The organism is Streptomyces sp. NPDC101490 (assembly GCF_044767145.1).
In the GTDB taxonomy this organism is placed as follows: Bacteria; Actinomycetota; Actinomycetes; order Streptomycetales; family Streptomycetaceae; genus Streptomyces.
In genome coordinates, this window is sequence record NZ_JBIWNI010000013.1 from 122,781 (window position 1) to 142,195 (window position 19,415).

Consider the following 19,415-nt stretch of genomic DNA (forward strand, 5'->3'; position numbering starts at 1 on the left):
CCCCATGACAACCCCGCCCACCATTTCAACCCCGCCCGCTCCGAGCACAGTCGAGCCACCCGCCGGACCCGTTGCGGCCGACACCCTGCACGTGGCCTTCGTGGGCGAGGTCGATCACGGCAAGTCCACCCTCCTGGGCAGGGTGCTGCACGACACCGGGGCGATCACGGCCGACCGGCTCGGCACCCGCGTCGAGGAGGGCGGCCTCGCGTTCCTGCTCGACGGGCTGAGCGAGGAACGCGCCGGCCTGTTCACCCTGGACACCGCCCAGGCCGTCCTGGAGACCGAGGCCCGCCGCTACGTCCTCATCGACGTGCCAGGGCACCTCGCACTGCTCAAGAACATGGCCACCGGCGCCTCCCGGGCCGAACTCGGCGTGGTCGTGGTCGACTGCCTCGTCCGCAGTACCGACCAGACCCGCCGGCACCTGCGGGTGCTCGAACTGCTCGGCGTCACCACCGTGGTGTGCGCGGTCACCAAGATGGACCTCGTCGGATACGGGGAGGAGGAGTTCCGCCGGGTCGCCGACGAGATGGCGGCGCTCGCCGAGGCGTGCGGACTGCGACTGTCCGCCACCGTCCCGGTCAGCGCCGTCGCCGGGCACAACATCACCGCCCCCGCTCCCGATGAACTCCCCTGGTACACCGGGCAGCCCCTGCTCGACACCCTGCACGGCCTCGGCCTGGAGCGGTCCCGCTCGGAGCTGCTGCGGTTCGCCGTCCAGGCGGTCGTCGGCACACCGGGCGCCCGGCGCATCGCGGGGCGGGTGGAGAGCGGCACGCTGCGTCCCGGCCAGGTCCTCGCCGGCACGGACGGGGCGAGGTGCGTCGTCCGCACCGTCGAGCGGTTCGGCGAGGCCGCGCTGGAGAAGGCCGAGTCCGGCGACAGCGTGGGCCTGCTCTTCGACGGCACCGAGCCCGCGCCGGGCGCCGTGCTCGCGCCCCCGGACCAGCCGCTGACCAGCGGACGCACCTGGCACATCCGGATCCTGTCCACCAGCGACACGAAGGCCGTCGCGGAGGGCGACCGCTGTGTCGTCCGGTACGCGGCGGCCTCGGCGCCCGCGTACGTCGAGCGGATCGACAGCCGCTGGAACAGCTCCACACTCGCCCGCATCACCGAGGAGGGACCGGTCCGCTTCACCGAGTTCGCGGACCTCCGGCTGCGGCTGGACACCGCCGCCCCCGCCGACCGCGTCCGCGACTGCGTGCGGCTCGGCCGTTTCATGCTCTGCGACGAGGACGGCCGGGCGCTGGCGCTGGGCGTCGTGGACCGGGTGGAGGACACGGACGCGCCGGATCCGGACGCGCGGGTCACGGGTGTACGGGTCACGGACGCGCAGGATCCGGACGTACGGAACACGAACCAGGAGAAGGGCACGGCATGAGTACCGACAGTCACCCGCGCTCGCTGGTGATCGGCCTGGACGGCGTGCCGTACTGGCTGCTCCAGAAACTCGCCGACGAGGGAGTCATGCCCCACATGGCCACTCTGCTCCCGCAAGGTGCGCTGCGCCCGCTGCGGGCTCCCGTACCCGAGATCAGCTCCACCTCCTGGGCCAGCTTCCTGACCGGCGCCGACCCGGGGCAGCACGGCATCTACGGGTTCATCGACACCGAACCCGGCGACTACCGCACCCGCTTCCCCAACGTCAACGACCTGGCGGCGACCCCGGTGTGGCAGGCCACCGCCGCCGCGGGCGTCCCCGTCCTCGTGCTCAACGTGCCCGGCACCTACCCCGCCCCGCCGGTGCACGGCGCCCTCGTCTCCGGCTTCGTAGCCCCCGACTTCGACCGGGCCGTCTCCCCGCCCAGGCTGCGCGACGCCCTGCGCGATGCTGGCTACCACCTCGACGTCGAGGTGGGCGACGCGGCGAACGACCCCGACGGCTTCATCGACCGGGCGCTGGACGCGCTCCGGGCCCGCCGCCGGGCGTACCTGCGGTTGCTGGAGGAGGAGCCCTGGGCGCTCGCCCTCTGTGTGTTCACCGAGACCGACCGGATCCACCACTTCCTCTGGCGGCACGTCACCGACGCGGCGGCTCCCCTGCACGGCCGGATCATGGACTTCTACCGCGAGGTCGACGAGGCGGTCGCCGCACTGGTGCCCTTCGCGGGCGACGACGGCGCCCTGACGCTCGTCAGCGATCACGGCTTCGGCCCCGCCGACACGCAGTTTTACCTCAACGCCTGGCTGCGGCAGGCCGGTTACCTGGCACTGCCTGCCGACGCCGAGTCCCTGACCGGCATCGACGAGCGCACCACGGCCTTCGCCCTCGACCCGGGTCGCATCCACCTCAACCACCGAGGCCGCTTCCCCCGGGGCCGCGACCTCGCACCGGGCACCGCCGAGGAGATCGGCCGCGGGCTCCTCGCCCTGCGCCTGGCCGAGGACGGCACGGTCGCCGAGGGCGGCCCGGGACGGCCCCTGGTCGCCGACGTGCTGTACGGGGTCGAGCTCTACTCGGGCCCGGTCGCGGACCGCGCCCCCGACCTGGTGGCGATGCCCGCACCCGGCGTGCAGATCCGCGGAGCCTGGTCGACCGACGCTCCGGTGCTCCCCGGCCCCTTCACCGGTACGCACACCCGCGACGACGCCACCTTCTGGAGCCGCGGCGACAGCGGCACCGGCGGAGTCGACATGCGCGACGTGATGCCGACCGTACTCGCGGGCCTGGGCATCGCCTCCCCGCCCTCGATGGAGGGCCGCGACATGCGCGGTGTGAACACCTCGGCGCCCGTGGGCGCCGGCACCGAGAGGAACGCAGGATGACCACCACCGACGCGACGCCCGTCCCCGTGCCCGCCGTTCCGCCCGCGCCCGTACCAGTCCCCCCCGTTCCGCCCGCCCCCGCGATCTCGCTGCCCATCGAAGCGGTGCGCCGGGCCAAGCCCGGCGACTTCACCATCGCGCTGGACGAGCGGATCACCGACCCGGCGGCCTTCCGGGTCAGCTTCGTGATCCTGCTCGACGGCGACCTCGTGATGTCGCCCGAGCATCTGGGCGTCGCCTACATGGCCGCCGTCCTGCGTCAGGTCGGCTTCACCTGTGAGATACGCGAGGTCGAGCACGGCAGCCACCACGAAGCCGTGGAGGAGATCGTCGGGTTCGGCCCCGACCTCGTCTGCTTCACGCTGATGAGCCTGAACGTGCCCAGCTGCCTGGAGTTCTCCGAGACCCTGCGGGGGAGGCTCCCCGAGGTCGTCATCGCCTGCGGCGGCCCGGCTGGCACGTTCACCGGCAAGGACGTCCTGCGCGGCAACCCGTACGCCGACCTGGTCGCCGTGGGCGAGGGCGAGCCGCTCATCCTGGACCTGGTGCAGCGTCTCGCGCTGGGCGAGAGCGTCGAGGACTGCCCCGGCATCGCCTACCGCAGGGAGGACGGGGAACTGCGGCAGAACGCGCCGCGCCCCCTCGTGCACGACCTCGACGTCCTTCCGTACCCCGCACGCGACCAGCTCACGGCGCACGGCAACAAACTGGAGTACGTAAGGGTCAGCACCAGCCGCGGCTGCGTCGCCCGGTGCACCTTCTGCTCCGCGCCCAACCTGGGCAACCGGGTGCAGGCCGGCAAGGCCTGGCGAGGCCGCAGCGCCGAATCGGTGGTGGACGAGGTCGAGCACCTCGTGCGCGAACACCAGTTCCGCACTCTGGACTTCGTCGACTCGACCTTCGAGGACCCGGACGGCGGCAGGGTCGGCAAGAAGCGGGTCCGTGCCATCGCCCAGGGCATCCTCGACCGGGGCCTGGACATCTTCTACAACGTCTGCATGCGCGCGGAGAACTGGGACGACACCCCCGAGGACCACGACCTGCTCGACCTGATGGTGCGCAGCGGCCTGGAGAAGGTCAACGTGGGCATCGAGTCGGGCGTCGCGGAGGAACTGCTCCTGTGGGACAAGCGCGCCACCGTCGAGAACAACGTCACCGTCATCCGGATGCTGCGCGAGCACGGCATCTACCTCGCCATGGGCTTCATCCCCTTCCACCCGTACGCCACGGTGGATACCCTCGTGGAGAACGCCAAGTTCCTGCGCTCCCACGCCGGTCACAACCTGCGCCGGCTCACCGAGCGGCTGGAAGTGTACCCGGGCACCACCATCGAGACGAAGATGGCCGCCGACGGGCTCCTCGGCGACAACTACCGGAAGTCCCTGGACCCGTACGACTACCGGTTCAAGGACGAGCGGGTGCAGAAGCTCGCCGTGCACTACGCCTCGCTCTACAACAACGACGACTACCACCAGCGCGGGGTGCTCACCGACCAGTCGGCGGTCTTCGAGTTCGAGACCTTCAACGTGGTGGTGCAGACCTTCGTCTCCCGGCTCTACCGGCGCTTCCACCACGTGCCCGAGGCGATGGCCGAACTGGAGGAGTTCAAGGGCTTCCTGCACGGGCTGCGGCAGGAGATGGGGCTCGCCAACTACGCGTTCTTCATGGACAACCTGGAGGGCGTGCTGTCGGGCAGCCTCGACGCGGCCCAGCAGCGCCGCCAGGTGGCCGAGGTCGAGGACCGGTTCCGCCGGAGCATCGACGAGATCCGCACCCGTCAGCTGCGCACAGGGATGCGCTTCCACCGCCTGGGCCTGGACGTCGCCGAGATCAGCTCGCAGCTGCCCGTGCCGCAGCCGGGTGGCGCTCCGCGCAGCTACAACGGCGGTGCGCCGACATGGTGAACGGGACCGCGGCGCCCACCGGCCGGGAGTCCGCCGGCGGTTCCGCCGCCGGTCCGGGGCCGGGTCCCGCCGCGGTCCGGGACCTGGCCGTGTGCACGCTGGGCGACCAGCGGCTCGCGACCTGGGTCGCCGCACATCCCAGGGTCGCCGCGGCGGGCGCGCTGACCACGGCCAACGTCGGCATCGAGCAGTTGGTACGGGCCGTGGTGGCACGGGACGGAGTGCGCCGCCTCGTCGTCGCGGGGCCGGATTCGTCGCTGTTCAGGCCGGGGCAGAGCCTGCTCGCCCTGGCCGCGCACGGCGTGGACGACGAGGGGCGCATCATCGGCGCGCTCGGTCACGAGCCGTACCTGCGGACCCTGCGGCCCGCGGTGGTCGCGGAGTTCCGCCGCCGGGTGACCCTCGTCGACCTGCGCGGCTGCACGGACGAGAAGCGGCTGACCGCCGCGCTGGACGACCAGCCGTACACGTACCCGGCGGGCGGGGAGGAGTCCGGGCCGTCGGCCGGGGTCCTGGCGGCGGAGCTCGCCGGGAGCGGGCCGCGTGTGGTGCGCCTGGCCCCCGGCGGGCGGCGCCGGCTGCTGAGCGAAGCCGCCACCGGCTACTTCGTCGTGACCGTGGAGACGGCCCGGCGGCGCATCGTCCTGCGGCACTACGGAGAGGACTTCAGGGAGTGCCGGGAGCTGACCGGGCACAGCGCGGAGGCCCTGCTGCTCGGCGCGATCGGGCACGGGCTGCTGGGGCCGGGGGAGCTCAGCCACGCGGGTTACCTGGGGGCCGAACTGGCAAAGGCCGAGGCGGCGTTGCGCCTCGGCCTCCACTACGTCCAGGACCGTCCGCTGACCACGCGTTGAGCGCCGGCTCCTGGGGGAGCGGGCACTCGACGCATGGTCAGTCCTCTTCGGGCAGCGGTGAGTTGATCTCCACCAGATAGCCGTCGGGGTCGCGGAAGTGCGCCGCCCTGATGCCCCAGCCGGGCCAGTCCTGCGGTTCCTTGACCACGGTCGCGCCCGCGTCCCGCAGCCGGGCGGCGGTGGCGTCGACGTCGTCGGTCTCCAGGATCAGGGCGAAGCGGTCCTGCCCGGGGAGCTTCGCGTCGGCGTGCAGCGTACCGAACGCCTGGGCCATCACCTCGCGCTTGTTGAGCGCCAGATGGGTTCCCGTACCCATGTCCAGTTCCGCGTACCGGCTCTCCTCGTCGCCGTACAGGACCGAGAAGCCGACCACGTCCCGGTAGAAGAGGAAGCACGCCTCGTAGTCGTCGACCATGAGCCGGACGTAACTGCACCGCACGGAATCTTCCTTCACGAACAATTCTCCTGCCAGTGTGCTTATTTAACGCTATGTAACCTACAGCCGCAGCGCGGTCCGGCGTGCCCTCGCAGCCGCGCGGCGGCTCCGGAGTGGGCCTACAGCTGGGCCACGATCCGGTCGGCGGTGCGGCCGTGGAAGACATTCACCGCGGCCATCGGATACCCGCTGTCACCGCTCGCGGGGCCGACCGGCGAACAGTGGCCGAGACCGATGCCGAACAGTCCCGGCACCGGGCGGCCCCGGCCGTCCAGCACCCGTCCCTCCTCGTCCACCGCGGCCTCGCCCGGCGGGAACAGGGGTTGTCCGCGGACGTCGAGCACCGGCAGCCTGCGGGCCCGGTAGCCGGTGGCGGCGATGGTCAGCGGCGAAGCGGCCGGATCGTTCTCCTCGGGGTGGCACAGCAGTCGTACGCGCGGCTCGGCGCCGTGCAGCACGGCGCGGTACAGGGCCTCGGACTCGCCGCGCAGCCCGGCGAACCGGTGGAGCGGCCGGGTCTCGGAGACGGCCGTGACAAGGGCGGTGCCGCCCACGTCGGCCGTGCCGCCCACCGCGACCGCGCCTGTACGGCCGTCCGTGACTGCCGCACGTGCCTCCGGCCGGTAGACCAGGATCTCACTGCGGGCCTGCACCTGGATCTGCCCCGGCCGCAGCAGGTCGCCCCACTCGCGCAGCAGCAGTCCCACCGTCGAGAAGGCGCTGTGCGAGCCGCCGAGTATGCGGATCGTGGTGCCCGCGCCCACCGCCGCCTCGCACTGCGCGTCGCACTCGCGCCGCAACACCGCTTCCGAGGTCACCGTCCGGGGTGCGGCGCCCGCCAGGGGCCGGGCCCCCACCGCGATGACCGCGCTCCGCGACAGCGCGAGGGTGCGGCCCCGGGCGTCGCGGCTGTGGAACAGCCCGTCCGCGTCGCGGCTGAGGTGGTCGACGGAGGTGGAGAAGTGGGTGTGGGCGCCGTCGAACCGCACCGTGTAGTCGGCGATCTCCCTCGCGGTACGGGCCAGGAATCGCGCGGCGACCCGCAGTGCGACCGGCTGGTCCGGGGCCTCCTGGAGGGCCCGGACCTCGGGGGAACGCAGCACCGCGCGCAGCCGGCCGTCCGGGGAGAGGCCCTCCAGGAAGTCCCCGGCCGCGGAGTTGGAGGGGATGTCGTAGTCCAGGCTGCGCCACTCGTTCCTGCCGCGGCGGTCGAGGAACACGCAGCCCTCCCGCATCAGATCGTCGAGGAGGCCGGTGCGGTCGGCGGCGATGGGGATGCCGAGGGCCGCGGGCCCGAAGCCCACGACCTGGAGACGCGCGGCACGGAGCTGCATGAATGGTCCGCCCTTCAACTGGTGTCAAGCGAGAGCCTAGAAGCGACATTGACTATAGTCAATGTGCCGGTTATGTTGGCGCGATCCAGTGCACAGGCGCCTGTCACAAGGCAGCGGGGAGAGCATCATGACCGTCGGGACATCCCCTTTCACCGAAGAGCGCGTGCTGCGCTACCTCTCGGTAGGGAAGGGCTTCCAGCTCTTCGCCCAGGAGGACGGAAAGACCACCCTGGGCGACCACTTCGTCTTCCACGACGACCTCCAGGACGCCGACGGCACGGTCGTGGGCCGCGACGCCGGCGTCTGCACGCTCGCGTCCGACCGGAGCTATCAGCTCAACGTCACGATGGAGCTGCCCGGCGGCTGCGTGACGGCCCAGGGCTTCGTCGAGAACGAACTCGGGCTGCTCGCCGTCACCGGGGGCACGGAGATATACCGCCAGGTCCGCGGCGACGTCCGGATCGGCAAGTCCGGCGAGGAGGGCCTGGACGTCACGCTGCGGATCACCGGAGTGCTCGCACCGTGACTCTCGCGGCCGGGCGGGCACCGGGGCCCGCGGTGACCGACGCGATGATCGGCGCACTGCTGGCCGACGTCGCGCTGATCCCCGACGAGCACCGCAGGTACGTCTGTGCGAGCTGGGAGGCCAGGTCCCAGCACGGCGTGGGCCCCGACCTCCTGGAGCGTCTCGTGTGCGCCGGGCTGAGCAGCCGGGAGGGTGATGACGGGGAGCGCCGCTACGACGGACTCGACCTCGGCAACATCGCCCTCCACCTCGGCCTGCCCTCGGTGCGGCGCATCGCGATCCGTTCCTGGGGGCGTACTTGGGCCCGGGCGCGCAAGGGCCCGGGCCGCCACGTGCTGCGTTACGTGCCCACCTGCCCCGATCCCGGCCATCCGGGGCAGTGCGCCTACCGGTTCGCGCTGCCGGGCGGCGAGCGGCGCGAGGTCGTCCTCGGTCCGCTGGACGAGCCTCCGGCCGTGACCCTGGAGAGCGGTCCGCCTCCACCGGAGTCTCCACTCCCTTCCGATCTAGCCGAGTTGTGCCATGAGATAGCCGAACTGCGGTTCTACCTGCTGGCCGAGTCCATCCGCTGGGACGCCGACTTCATGCGCACGACCGGCATCGCGGACTGCGGCGGCAGCTCCACACTGCTGCTCCAGGGGGCGGCCCGGCTCGGCTACGAGACCCGGCGGTCGTTCGGTCTCATCGTGGCCGAGCCGTTCTCCACCCCGCACCACTGGGGCGAGGTCCGGCTGGCCGGCGCATGGGTGCCGCTGGACCCCATGACCATGAAGGTGCTGGCCCGTTGGTCTCCCTCCGTCCCGGACGACACCCCGGTGACCCAGCCGCTCACCGGGCTGGTCACGCGGATTTCCGGTGCGTGGGTGCCGCCCGCCACACACGGGGGCCCGGCCGCCGCGGGGGACGCGGCTGCGGACGGGGGCACGGAACCCCGGGTCTCCTACCTCACCGAGTACCACGCCCATGGAGGGACCGTATGACCGCGCCAGACCCCGGCCCCGCGCCAGACCCCGGCTCCACTCCGGGCCCCGGCTCCGGCCCCGCGCCGGACGCCGCGGCCGGGACGGACCCCGCTCCCGAGGGGCCGGTGCTCCCGTCCGACGTGGTGCACGCCCACTGCATGGCGATGCCCCACGTGACGTACGACAACGTCTTCGGCCCGCAGACCACCTGCTACCGGGTCGGCGGGAAGATCTTCCTGATGCTCGGACACGACGCGGATCCGCAGTACGCGACGTTCAGTTACGACCCCGAGGAGTCGCTGGTGCTGAGGGCCACGTACCCCTCGGTGGTCCCCGGCTACTACTCCAACAAGAGGCTCAGCAACACCGTCTACTTCGACGGCCGGATCGAGCCCGAGCAGACCCTCGACTGGATCTCGGAGTCGTACGCGATCGTCTTCGCCAAGCTGCCCCGCAAGGTCCGCGACCAACTCCACGCCTGACAACTCAAGGCCTGACGACTCCACGTCTGAACAACGAGATTGTGAAGGTTTCCCCATGAGTGAGCAGCGGGACGGCACCGCCATCGGCTCCTTTCCCCGGGCCCGCGCCGACGCCGGGTGGATGAACGACCTCCGCCGCGAACGGACCGCCGGACCGCGGACCCCCCACCAGCAGTCCCTGGACGCCCCGGCCGGGAACTCGACCACGGCCGTTCACGGCGGCACCTACCTCGACCCCACCACCAGGGCCGTCGGGACACCGATCTTCCAGACCAGTACGTTCCTGCTCGACGAGACCAGTTATGACGCCTTCCACGAGGGCGTCACCCGGGACGTGCCGATCTACACCCGGTACGGCAACCCCTCCCAGTGGAGCGTCCAGGAGAAGCTCGCCCTCCTCGAAGGCGCCGAGAGCGCCCTGGTCACCTCATCGGGGATGGCCGCCATCTCCACGACTGTGCTGGCGCTCACCAATCCGGGTGGGCACATCATCACGGCGTACGACGTCTACGGCGGCACGTACAACCTGATGCGCGAGGACATGCACGCGCTGGGCCGCGAGGTGTCCTTCGTCGACGCCGCCGACCCGGCGGCGGTCGCGGCGGCCATCCGCCCCGATACCCAGATGCTGTTCGTAGAGGGTCTCACCAACCCGCTGCTCAAGGCGCCCCCGCTGGCCGAACTCGCCGCGCTGGCACGACAGCACGACATCCTGCTCGTCGTCGACAACACCTTCCTCTCGCCGGTCTGCCTGCGCCCGATCGACCTCGGCGCCCACCTGGTCGTGCACAGCGCCACCAAGTACCTCAACGGGCACAGCGACCTGACGGCCGGAGCGGTCGCGGGCTCCCGCAAGTTCGTCGACCGGGTGTGGGCGCAGGCCATGCGGCTGGGCGGCACCCTGGAACCCTTCTCCTGCTTCCTCCTGGAACGCGGCCTCAAGACCCTGCCGCTGCGGATGCGCGCCCACCACGAGAACGCCAGTGGCATCGCCGCCTTCCTGGCCGGCCACCCGGCCATCAGCCGGGTCCACCACCCGACCCTGCCCGACTACCCCTACCCGCACCTGCGCGAGAGCGCCCGCGGCTACGGAGGCGTCGTCAGTTTCGAGGTCGCGGGCGGCGACGCGGCAGCACTTCGGGTCCTGCAGGCGCTTCGGCTGCCCCGCGTGGCCACCAGCCTCGGCGGGGTGGAATCCCTGGTCAGCATGCCCTTCAACACCTCCCACAGTTCGCTGACCCAGGCACAACGGACCGCGGTGGGCATCCGGCCCGGGCTGATCCGCTACTCGGCCGGCGTCGAAGATCTCGCCGACCTGATCGGCGACCTCGATGCCGCCCTGGCCCTCCTCGGCCAGGCCCCCGCGCCTGCCGCAACCACCGACAGCCCGGACGACGAGGCCCGTGACGGCCGTCAGGAGGAGAGCTCGTGCGCAACGGCATGAACATCGCGGGCGTCAGCGAGATGGTCCACGAGGTGCAGATCCAGCCCCACGAGGCGATCTACCGCTACGGCGCCGTCGCCCGGTGGTCCGAGGGCCGTGGCATCCAGGCGCACAACGAACCCGCTGTGCTGGGCACCGTCAAGACGCCCCGGCGCTACGAGCTGGCCGTCGCCCTGGAGCAGGGCCCCACCCGGGGCGACGCGCCCACCGCGGTCCGGCTCGCGCTCACCGCGTTTGCCGCCTGCGCGCTGACGACCTTCGTCGGCGGCGGCAGCGCACGGGGCGTCACCCTGGAGTCCCTCCGGCTGCGCATCGGCGCCGAACGGGTCCGCGAGGGGTCCTGCGACCGGCTCACCAACCTCAGTTACGACCTCGCGGTCCGGGCGGACACCGGGGGAGTGGACGTCGCCGAGGTCGTGGCGGGCATGGAGACGCAGAGCCCCAACCACCGCACCCTGATCGACAGGCAGCCCCTCGCCCTGGTGCTCGGCGGGGAAGCCCCCGAGCCGGCCCCCGAGCCGGCCGCGCCCGCCGCGGGCTCCGGCGAAAGCGTCTCGGCGGCGGTGGACTGGCAGTACAGCGTCCAGTTCCTCGCCACCGCGGAGGACGGGTCGGCCCCGCTGCGGGTCGACCAGCCCAAGCAGCTGGCGGGCGTCGACTGGGGGCCCAACCCGCAGGAGTACTTGCTGATGGCACTCGCCTCGTGCGTGCTTGGTCGCACGGTGGCACTGTCCGAGGCCGCGGGCCGTCCTCCAGGACCCTGGCGGGTCAGGGCTGGCGGACAGGTCGACATCCGGGGCCTGTTCCTCATCGGCCCCGATCCGATGGTCCCGGTCCACGGCCTCACCCTGGAGGTCACCCCTCCCGACGGCGCGTCCGACGGCTGGCAGGACCTGGTCCGGGAGGCGGTACGCACCTCCCCGGTCGCAGGCCTACTGATGGACGAGCACCTGGTGAAGATCAACCTCGACGCGGCGGCGACCACCCATGACTGACCAGGCCGAGACCGTGACCGTGACCGCCAAGGGCGCGGCCGACGCGGCCGTGCCGGACCCGGACCCCGTCGAGGAGGCCACCCGCACATGGTGGACCCGGGTCGCCTCCCCCGACGGCGCCCCGCCCGCGCCCGACGCGGACTTCTTCGCGGTCGGCTGCACCTCCCTCCAGGCCGTCATGGTCACCGACGGGATCTCCGAGGACCTCGACGAGGAGATCCCGGTCCGGCTGCTGCTCCAGAACAGCCGGTACGAAGCCTTCCTCACGGCGCTGCGCACCTTCCTCGCAACCCCGGACGACGAGGTCGGCCCGGGCAGGCCCGCATGGTGACCGAAGGCGGCCCGGTCGCCCTGCCGAGCCCGGGCACGTTCCGGGACCCGGCGGCGGCAGGGAGCCCGGCGGCGCTCCGGGGCCCGGCGGCCCTTTCGGCATGCACCCCGGCCGCACCCACATCGTCGGCCCCGCTCACCGATCTCCAGCACGCCTACTGGCTCGGCGAGCAGGGCGCGTACGACCTCTCCACCCCGGCCCTGCTCTGTGTGGACTGGGAACTGCCCGGCCTCGACGCGACCGCGCTGCGCCGCGCCCTGGACGCCTGCGCCGCCCGGCACCCCATGCTCCGGGTACGCGTGGGGGACGACGGGACACAGAGCGTGGACGGCGCCGCACGGATTCCGCTGACGGTGAGGGACGCCACCGGACCCGCCCCGGGCGGCGCCGACGCCGAGGCTGAGAAGGACCCGGACCCCGCCCACGCGGAGTCCCGTTGGCGAGCCTGGCGCACCGAGGCGATGGAGTCCCTGCCCCCGCTCTCCGACGGCCCGCCGCTCGCCGCGACCCTCGTACGGATGCCCGGGCTGGTCCGGCTGACCCTGGTCCTGCGGCTGTTCGTCTTCGACGCCGCTTCGGTCGGCATCCTGGTGCGTGACCTCGCCGCCTTCTACCGGGACCCGGACCTCAGGCTGCCCGCCCCCGAGGCCTCGTTCCTCGACTTCGCCCGCCGGGAGGAGCGCAGGACCGGCCGGGCCAGACGGGACGCCGAAGCGTACTGGGCCGCTCGCGTGTCCGAACTCCCCGGACCACCCGAACTGCCCCTCGCCGCCGGTGGAGCACCCGCCGACTCCGCCTCCTTCCGCAGGCACGGCTGGACACTGTCGCAGGAGCGGTCGCAACGGCTGCGCAGCCGGGCCCGCGCGCGGGGCCTGTCCGTGAACGCCGTGCTGTGCTCCGCGTACGCCTGTGTGCTCGCCCTGTTCTCCGGCGGCCAGGACACGTTCACTCTGACCGTGCTCGCCTCCCGCCGCCCGGCCACACCGCGCCACGCCGAGGTCGTCGGCAACCACGGGACGACGGTCGCGCTCGCCGTCCCGGCCGCCCCCGGCGCGTCCTTCGGCGAGCGCACCCGCCTCCTCCAGCAACGGCTGCACGAGGCGTACGGGCACTCCGCCGTGTCCGCCGTCGAGGTGCTGCGCCGGATGAAGGCCCGCGACGGCGGGGCACCCGCCCTGCTCCCCGTCGTCTTCGCCAGCAGCATCGGCCTCCAGGGCGACGGCCCCGCGCTGCCGCACGAGAACCCCGATGCGGCGGCCCTGCCCGGGGCCCGCCCACTCGGCGGCGCCCTGCACACCCCGCAGGTCTGGATCGACCACCAGGTGTACGAGGACGAGGCCGCCCGGATCGGCTGCACGGTTGACCTGGTGGAGGACGTCTTCCCCGAGGGCTTCAGCGCGGGCTTCCTCGCCACCTACCGACAGTGGCTCGAAGATCTCACCGAGGACGAGGACCGCTGGGACCAGCCACTGCGCCCCGTCCTGCCCGGACCGCTGACCGCCGCCCGCCGGGCCGCCAACGCCACCGGCCGCCCCCTGCCCGCCCGGCTCCTGCACGACGGATTCGACGCGCAGTGCCGGGAGCATCCTGAGCGCACGGCCGTCGTCCAGGGCACCGAGCAGGTGAGTTACGGCAGCCTCCGGGCAGAGGCCGGCGCGCTCGCCGGCCGGCTCACCGCCGCCGGAATGCGCCCCGGTGACCTTGTCGCGGTCCGGGCCGCCAGGAGCCGCGCGCAGATCGCCGCCGTACTGGCAGTGCTGTACGCGGGCGGCGCCTACGTGCCGCTGGCACCCGCCACCCCGCCCCGGCGCCTCGCCGCGGTGCTCGACCACGCCGACATCCGGTTCGCCCTCACCGACGACCCCGACGGCTTCGCACCCACCCCCGGTGTCAGGGCCCTGGACCTCCGGACGACAGCCGGATCGGAGCCGACCTCGCAACTGGCCCCCGGCGCATCCCCCGCAGACCTCGCGTACATCGTCTACACCTCCGGCACCACCGGTGAGCCCAAGGGCGTGGCCATCGAGCACCGGGCCGCGACGAACACCATCGACGACCTGCTGGACCGCTTCCGCATGGGCCCCGGTGACCGGATCCTGCAACTCTCCTCGCTGGGCTTCGACCTCTCCGTCTTCGACATCTTCGGCACGTTCGCCGCCGGCGGCACGCTCGTCCTGCCACCCGACGACGGAGGGGGCCCGCCCGACCCCACCGCCTGGACCTCCTGCGTACGCGAGCACCGCGTCACCGTCTGGAACTCGGTGCCCGCCCTGCTCGACATGGCGCTGCACGCGGGCCACCCCCACGAGAGCCTGGACTCGCTGCGGCTGGTGATGCTCAGCGGCGACTGGATTCCGGTCGGACTGCCCTCCCAGGTACGGGAGTTCGCACCGGATGCCGTCGTCGCCGCACTGGGCGGAGCCACCGAGGCGTCGATCTGGTCGAACATCCACCTGACGGCAAGCGTCCCGCCGCTGGACTGGACCAGCGTCCCCTACGGCACCCCGCTGGCCAACCAGGGTTTCCACGTGCTCGACGCGGCCCTCGCGGACGTGCCCGACTGGGTGGCCGGGGACCTCGTCATCACCGGCGCCGGGCTGGCCCGCGGCTACCACCGCGCACCCGAACAGACCGGCGCCGCCTTCCGGAACCACCCGGTGACCGGGGAGCGGATGTACTTCACCGGCGACCGGGCCCGCTACCGCCCCGACGGAACACTGGAGTTCCTGGGCCGCGCCGACACCCAGGTGAAGGTACGCGGCCACCGCATCGAACTCGCCGAGGTCGCCTCCGCCGCACACGGCCTGCCCGGTGTGCGCACGGCCGTCGCCGAAGTGCTGGGGGAACGGCCCGACCAGCAACGCCTCGTACTGTTCCTGGTGTGCGACCCGGGCGCGGTGCGCGACCCGGCGGGCCTGGCGGCACTCGCCGAAAAGGCCGCGGAGAGGGCCCGCGACACGCTGCCGCCGTACATGGTGCCCACCGAGATCGTGCCGCTCGGCGAACTGCCCGTCACCGCCAACGGAAAGGTGGACCGGGCCGCCCTGCGCCGCATCGCCGGAGCGACCTCCCCCGCCTCCCGGGACGGCGACGGCGGACCACCACTGCCCGGCACGGAGACGCTGCTTGCCGGAATCTGGGAGTCGGTACTGGGCGTCCCCGTCCCCGGGCGGGGCGCGGACTTCTTCCGCCTCGGCGGCACTTCGCTGCTCGCCGCCCGCATGGTGGGCCGCATCGAGTCCGTCTGCGGAGTGCGCCCCGTCCTGTCCGGGCTGTTCCGCCACCCCACGCTCGCCGGACAGGCCCGGCTGGTGGAGGCGGAGCGGAGCGACGAACCGCGCTGCACCGTGGTCCTGCGTCAGGAGCCCGGCGCGCCCCAACTCGTGCTCTTCCACCCCGTCGGCGGCGGGCTGCTGTGCTACCGGGAGGTCGTCGGCGCTCTGCCGGGCCCCCGCCACGTCGTCGGCGTCCAGTCACCCGCGGACGAGACCGAGTGCGGCGGGGGAACGGACGGCGTCACCGCGCTCGCCACCCGCTACGCCGCCGAGCTGATCACCGAACTCGGCCCGAAAGAAGCCGTGTTCGCGGGCTGGTCGATGGGCGGCGTGCTCGCCCTGGAAACCGCCCGGCTGCTGCGCCACAGCCCCGTCGAGGTCACCGCTGTCGTCACCGTCGACAGCTTCGTCGCGGCCGATCCCGGCCACTACGCCCACTCCGGTACGGGCGCCGCCCGCGCCTTCCTCGCCGACCTGCACGGCGGCACACCGCCGCCGGGCGCCGACGAGGTACCACCGGAGCTGGATGCCTCGTACCGCACCTACCTGCGCAACTACCGGGCACTGCTGACCCACCGGCCCGCTCCGCCGGACGGTCTGCCGGTGTGCGTGGTGCGCTGCACGGACGGCGCCCCCGACGCCTTCCCCGGCCTCCTTCCGCTCGCCGACCACTGGGGTGAACTCCCTCCCGGAACACGGGTCGTGGACGTGCCGGGCGACCACTTCGCCGTAATGGACCCGCTCCGTCGCGGACCGCTCGCCGACCTGCTGACACCCCATGGGTCGGCCCCCGAACCACCGGCGAACCCCACACACGCCCGAGATGAGCGAGGAACCCCATGACAACCGCCCAGCACCTCACCGAGAAGGACCGGGAGACCAGCGCGGACCCCGTCATCGACGTGACCGGCCTGACCAAGGACTACCCGGCGAAGAGCGGCCCCCTGCACGCTCTGACCGGTGTCAGCTTCCAGGTGGCCCGCGGCGAGATCTACGGACTGCTCGGCCCCAACGGCGCCGGCAAGAGCACCACCGTCCGGCTGCTGTCGACGCTCGCCACTCCCAGCTCGGGCACCGCCCGCATCGCGGGCCACGACACCGCGACCGACGGCGAGGCCGTGCGCCGCAGCATCGGCGTCGCCCTGCAGGAGACGGGCCTGGCGGAACTGGCCACCGCCCGCGAGGCGCTCTGCCAGACCGGCAGGCTCTGGGGCATGAGCAGAGAGGAGGCTGGTGCGCGCGCCGGTGAACTGCTCGCGCTGATCGGCCTGGAGGACGCCGCCGACCGCCTGGTCAAGACGTACTCCGGCGGCATGAAGCGCCGCCTCGACCTGGCGCTCGCCCTGGTCCACCGGCCCGAGGTGCTCTTCCTCGACGAGCCGACCAACGGGCTCGACCCGGTGGCCCGTCGGCGCGTCTGGGACCAGGTCAGGGCGCTGCGCGACGCGGGGACGACCGTGCTGCTCACCACCCAGTACCTGGAGGAGGCCGACCAGCTCGCCGACCGGGTCGCGATCATCGACGGCGGGAAGATCGTCGCCGAGGGCACCCCCGACGAACTGAAGCGCGCACACGGCGCCGACACCGTGGAGCTGGTGCTCGCCGACGAGCAGAGTGCCCGCGCGCTCGCCGCCGACGTCCTGGTCGAGGGCGCAGCGGGCCGCGCCACTGGCAACCGCCTCGCCTACTCCGTGCGCAACCCCGACTCCGCGGTCCCTGAACTGCTGCTGACCCTGCACTCCCGGAAGATCCGCCACCACGGACTGCGCGTCAGCCGCCCCAGCCTGGACGACGTGTTCATTACGCTCACCGGCCACGGCCTGGCCCCCGGCGACGACGCCCCGCCCGAGCCCGACGAGCCGGACGCGCCGACCGCGGAACGGCTGCGCTCGCTGACCACCGCGGCGACCGCGCCGAAGAACACCCAGGGCGGATCGCGGGCCCGCTCGGCCGCTTCCCCGCTCACCCAGACCGGGCTGCTGCTGCGCCGCCTGCTGCGCGAGGCCCTGCGCAACCCGGCCGCCACCGCACCGAACCTGATGATCGGCACGTTCTTCCTCTTCGTGTACGACGGACTGCTCGGCGGTTCCGCGGCGGCCGAGGCGTCCGGCGGCGGCAACTACGCAAACTTCCTGCTGCCGACGATCCTGCTGTTCACCTCGCTGTCCGGCGGCGCGGCCGGTCTGACCCTGGTGCAGGACATCGAAGCGGGCCACCTCAAGCGGCAGTTGACGATGCCGCTGTCGCGCACCGCGCTGATGACCTCGTTCACCGCGATCGGCGCCCTCATGGTGCTCGTCCAGGCGATCATCGTGACCCTGCTCAGCCTGACCCTGGGCATGAGCCCCGAAACCGGACTGCTGGGCCTGCTCGCGGTGTTCGGTCTGGCCCTGCTGTGGGGCCTCGGCATCGCCGGTTACTCCGCCGCCACCGCCGTCATGACCGGCAACGCGGCAGCCGCCCAGGCCGCCACACTGATCTTCTTCCCGCTGCTGTTCATCTCGCCCGCCCTGATGCCGACCTCCGAACTGAAGGGCTGGATCGAGGTCGCCTCGGCCGCCAACCCGGCGACGTACCTGCTGGAGGCGATGCGCGGACTGCTCAACGACGGCTGGGACGCCGGTCAGCTGGCCACCGGCGTGGGTGTCGGCGCGGGCTTCGCCGTCCTGATGCTGGCCTGGGCGGCGACCGCGGTGAAGCGCGGAACGAGCCGGGTGTGACGGCCGGCCCGGAGGTGTCCGAGGGCGGATGCGCGGTCCCTGCGGCCCTGGGCGGAGGCACGGCCGCAGGGTCGGTCCCGGACGCGGGCGCGCTCTGGGAGGAGTCCCTGCGCGGCCGCCGGATCCTGTACGCACTGTGGGACGGCGGCGGGAACGTCGCCACGACCCTGCTGCTGCTCGATGGGCTCGCCCGCCGCGGCGCCCGGGTGACCGTGCTGTCGAACGACTCCGTGGCGGACCGGGTGCGGGCGGCGGGCCTGGAGTTCACGCCCTACAGGCTCGGACCCCGGCACGACCCGCGCAGCCGGGAGACGGACGTCCTCAAGCTGTGGGAGGCGCAGACGCCCGCCGAGTCGTCGCGACTGATCCGGGACCGGGTCATGTTCGGCCCCGCGGAAGCGCTCTGCCGTGACACTCTCCGGGCCGCCGAGGAGTGCGGGGCCGAACTGCTCGCCGCCGACTACACGCTCTTCGGACCGCTTGTCGCGGCCGAACGGCTCGGCCTGCCGCACCTCGTCCTGATGAACACCATCTACCCGCTGCCGACCACCGCCCTCACGGGTCTGCGCGCGGCCCGCAGCGGACCGTTCACCTACCTCTTCACCCGCATGCTCGCGCAGGGCCTGCCCCGGTTGAACGAGGTGCGTGCGAAGTTCGGTCTGCCTCCGCTGGCCACCGCCCAGGAGCAGTACGAGCACGCCGACGCCACGGTGGTCACCTGCCACCCACGCTTCGACCCCGCCTCCGCGTCCGTCCCGCATCACGTCCACTACGTGGGCCCGCAGGTCGATCCGCCCGCACGGGTTCCCGCCCGGCTGCCCGGTCCGGCCCGCCGGGTGCTGGTCAGCCTGTCCACCACGGACCAGCCCGAAGAGGCCCTGCTGGCCGATTCGTTGGTGCGGGCCGCCGAACTGGTGGGGGCTGCCGAGGGCGGCGGAGACATCGAGTTCGAGTTCCTGGGCGGCGTCCTCGACCACCGTGCCGGGCTGCCGGCGCATGTCACCGCACGGGGATACGTACCGCTGGAGGCACGCCTGCCGCACGCGGACCTCGTGCTGCACCACGGCGGCTTCGGCACCACCACGCGTGCCCTGCTGTGGGGCGTTCCGGCGATCATCTTCGGCTCGTTCCAGGAGCAGTTCAACAGCGCCCGTCGCCTCGGCGAACTGGGTGCGGGAACCGGACTGCGCCGCGACAGCGACCCGGTGGACATCGCCGCCGCGATCCTCGACTACACGGGCGCACCCCGCCGGGCCGCAGCCCGTGACTGCGCTCGCGCCTTCCACGCGGAGCACGACCAACAGGCGGCGGCACGGGTCTTCGCGGAGCTGGCGGCCCGTGCGGACGCGGGGGTGCCTCAAGTCCTGTCGCCGTGACACG

Annotated in this window: 15 protein-coding genes; 13 read left to right on the top strand and 2 right to left on the bottom strand. The window is 72.7% G+C overall.

Going from position 1 to position 19,415, the window contains the following annotated elements:
- The first annotated feature begins 4 nt into the window (after positions 1–4).
- Genes ACIRQY_RS22950 through ACIRQY_RS22965 form a run of 4 tightly spaced genes read left to right on the top strand, consistent with a single transcriptional unit; the run spans position 5 to position 5,530 of the window.
- The gene (locus ACIRQY_RS22950; protein ID WP_403928547.1) at positions 5–1,387 is read left to right on the top strand and encodes a GTP-binding protein; all 1,383 of its coding nucleotides are present in this window, start codon (positions 5–7) and stop codon (positions 1,385–1,387) included.
- Positions 1,384–2,772: an alkaline phosphatase family protein gene (locus tag ACIRQY_RS22955; RefSeq protein WP_403928550.1), complete on the top strand. Its 1,389-nt coding sequence runs from the start codon at positions 1,384–1,386 to the stop codon at positions 2,770–2,772. Before ACIRQY_RS22950 ends, ACIRQY_RS22955 begins: the two co-directional genes overlap by 4 nt.
- On the top strand, positions 2,769–4,676 hold the full coding sequence (locus ACIRQY_RS22960; RefSeq protein WP_403928553.1) for a B12-binding domain-containing radical SAM protein: 1,908 nt from the start codon (positions 2,769–2,771) through the stop codon (positions 4,674–4,676). Before ACIRQY_RS22955 ends, ACIRQY_RS22960 begins: the two co-directional genes overlap by 4 nt.
- The gene (locus ACIRQY_RS22965; RefSeq protein WP_403928556.1) at positions 4,670–5,530 is read left to right on the top strand and encodes a hypothetical protein; all 861 of its coding nucleotides are present in this window, start codon (positions 4,670–4,672) and stop codon (positions 5,528–5,530) included. The genes ACIRQY_RS22960 and ACIRQY_RS22965 overlap by 7 nt, the downstream gene beginning before the upstream one ends.
- A gap of 37 nt (positions 5,531–5,567) precedes the next feature.
- Here the strand turns inward: ACIRQY_RS22965 and ACIRQY_RS22970 are convergent, their stop codons facing one another.
- Together ACIRQY_RS22970 and ACIRQY_RS22975 are read right to left on the bottom strand one after the other, a co-directional pair.
- A complete protein-coding gene (locus tag ACIRQY_RS22970; RefSeq protein ID WP_403928559.1) occupies positions 5,568–5,984 on the bottom strand; it encodes a VOC family protein in 417 nt (138 codons plus the stop codon).
- Positions 5,985–6,085: 101 nt separating this feature from the next.
- Positions 6,086–7,300, bottom strand: coding sequence for a hypothetical protein (locus ACIRQY_RS22975; protein WP_403928562.1), 1,215 nt, complete (start codon positions 7,298–7,300; stop codon positions 6,086–6,088).
- Positions 7,301–7,427: 127 nt separating this feature from the next.
- Between ACIRQY_RS22975 and ACIRQY_RS22980 the strand changes: the two genes are divergently transcribed.
- Genes ACIRQY_RS22980 through ACIRQY_RS23020 form a run of 9 tightly spaced genes read left to right on the top strand, consistent with a single transcriptional unit; the run spans position 7,428 to position 19,411 of the window.
- Positions 7,428–7,826 carry a hypothetical protein gene (locus ACIRQY_RS22980; RefSeq protein ID WP_403928565.1) on the top strand — a complete coding sequence of 133 codons (399 nt, stop codon included), beginning with the start codon at positions 7,428–7,430 and terminating at the stop codon, positions 7,824–7,826.
- Complete coding sequence (locus ACIRQY_RS22985) at positions 7,823–8,806, top strand: transglutaminase domain-containing protein (RefSeq protein WP_403928569.1); 984 nt, start codon at positions 7,823–7,825, stop codon at positions 8,804–8,806. The genes ACIRQY_RS22980 and ACIRQY_RS22985 overlap by 4 nt, the downstream gene beginning before the upstream one ends.
- Entirely contained in the window at positions 8,803–9,270 is a 468-nt protein-coding gene (locus ACIRQY_RS22990) for an MmcQ/YjbR family DNA-binding protein (RefSeq protein WP_403928571.1), read from the top strand. Before ACIRQY_RS22985 ends, ACIRQY_RS22990 begins: the two co-directional genes overlap by 4 nt.
- 55 nt (positions 9,271–9,325) lie before the next feature.
- Complete coding sequence (locus ACIRQY_RS22995; RefSeq protein ID WP_403928573.1) at positions 9,326–10,714, top strand: trans-sulfuration enzyme family protein; 1,389 nt, start codon at positions 9,326–9,328, stop codon at positions 10,712–10,714.
- Positions 10,699–11,709 (top strand): OsmC family protein, encoded by a 1,011-nt coding sequence (locus ACIRQY_RS23000; protein WP_403928575.1) that lies wholly within the window; start codon positions 10,699–10,701, stop codon positions 11,707–11,709. The genes ACIRQY_RS22995 and ACIRQY_RS23000 overlap by 16 nt, the downstream gene beginning before the upstream one ends.
- Complete coding sequence (locus tag ACIRQY_RS23005; protein WP_403928578.1) at positions 11,702–12,040, top strand: acyl carrier protein; 339 nt, start codon at positions 11,702–11,704, stop codon at positions 12,038–12,040. Before ACIRQY_RS23000 ends, ACIRQY_RS23005 begins: the two co-directional genes overlap by 8 nt.
- Positions 12,034–16,158 carry an amino acid adenylation domain-containing protein gene (locus ACIRQY_RS23010; RefSeq protein WP_403928580.1) on the top strand — a complete coding sequence of 1,375 codons (4,125 nt, stop codon included), beginning with the start codon at positions 12,034–12,036 and terminating at the stop codon, positions 16,156–16,158. Before ACIRQY_RS23005 ends, ACIRQY_RS23010 begins: the two co-directional genes overlap by 7 nt.
- On the top strand, positions 16,155–18,035 hold the full coding sequence (locus ACIRQY_RS23015) for an ATP-binding cassette domain-containing protein (protein ID WP_403928583.1): 1,881 nt from the start codon (positions 16,155–16,157) through the stop codon (positions 18,033–18,035). Before ACIRQY_RS23010 ends, ACIRQY_RS23015 begins: the two co-directional genes overlap by 4 nt.
- Entirely contained in the window at positions 18,032–19,411 is a 1,380-nt protein-coding gene (locus ACIRQY_RS23020; RefSeq protein ID WP_403928586.1) for a glycosyltransferase, read from the top strand. The genes ACIRQY_RS23015 and ACIRQY_RS23020 overlap by 4 nt, the downstream gene beginning before the upstream one ends.
- Positions 19,412–19,415 lie beyond the last annotated feature (4 nt).

Coding starts and splice junctions, on each gene's coding strand:
- ACIRQY_RS22950 (WP_403928547.1), top strand. CDS start 5: ATGACAACCCCGCCCACCATTTCAACCCCGCCCGCTCCGAGCACAGTC.
- ACIRQY_RS22955 (WP_403928550.1), top strand. CDS start 1,384: ATGAGTACCGACAGTCACCCGCGCTCGCTGGTGATCGGCCTGGACGGC.
- ACIRQY_RS22960 (WP_403928553.1), top strand. CDS start 2,769: ATGACCACCACCGACGCGACGCCCGTCCCCGTGCCCGCCGTTCCGCCC.
- ACIRQY_RS22965 (WP_403928556.1), top strand. CDS start 4,670: ATGGTGAACGGGACCGCGGCGCCCACCGGCCGGGAGTCCGCCGGCGGT.
- ACIRQY_RS22975 (WP_403928562.1), bottom strand. CDS start 7,300: ATGCAGCTCCGTGCCGCGCGTCTCCAGGTCGTGGGCTTCGGGCCCGCG.
- ACIRQY_RS22980 (WP_403928565.1), top strand. CDS start 7,428: ATGACCGTCGGGACATCCCCTTTCACCGAAGAGCGCGTGCTGCGCTAC.
- ACIRQY_RS22990 (WP_403928571.1), top strand. CDS start 8,803: ATGACCGCGCCAGACCCCGGCCCCGCGCCAGACCCCGGCTCCACTCCG.
- ACIRQY_RS22995 (WP_403928573.1), top strand. CDS start 9,326: ATGAGTGAGCAGCGGGACGGCACCGCCATCGGCTCCTTTCCCCGGGCC.
- ACIRQY_RS23005 (WP_403928578.1), top strand. CDS start 11,702: ATGACTGACCAGGCCGAGACCGTGACCGTGACCGCCAAGGGCGCGGCC.
- ACIRQY_RS23010 (WP_403928580.1), top strand. CDS start 12,034: ATGGTGACCGAAGGCGGCCCGGTCGCCCTGCCGAGCCCGGGCACGTTC.
- ACIRQY_RS23015 (WP_403928583.1), top strand. CDS start 16,155: ATGACAACCGCCCAGCACCTCACCGAGAAGGACCGGGAGACCAGCGCG.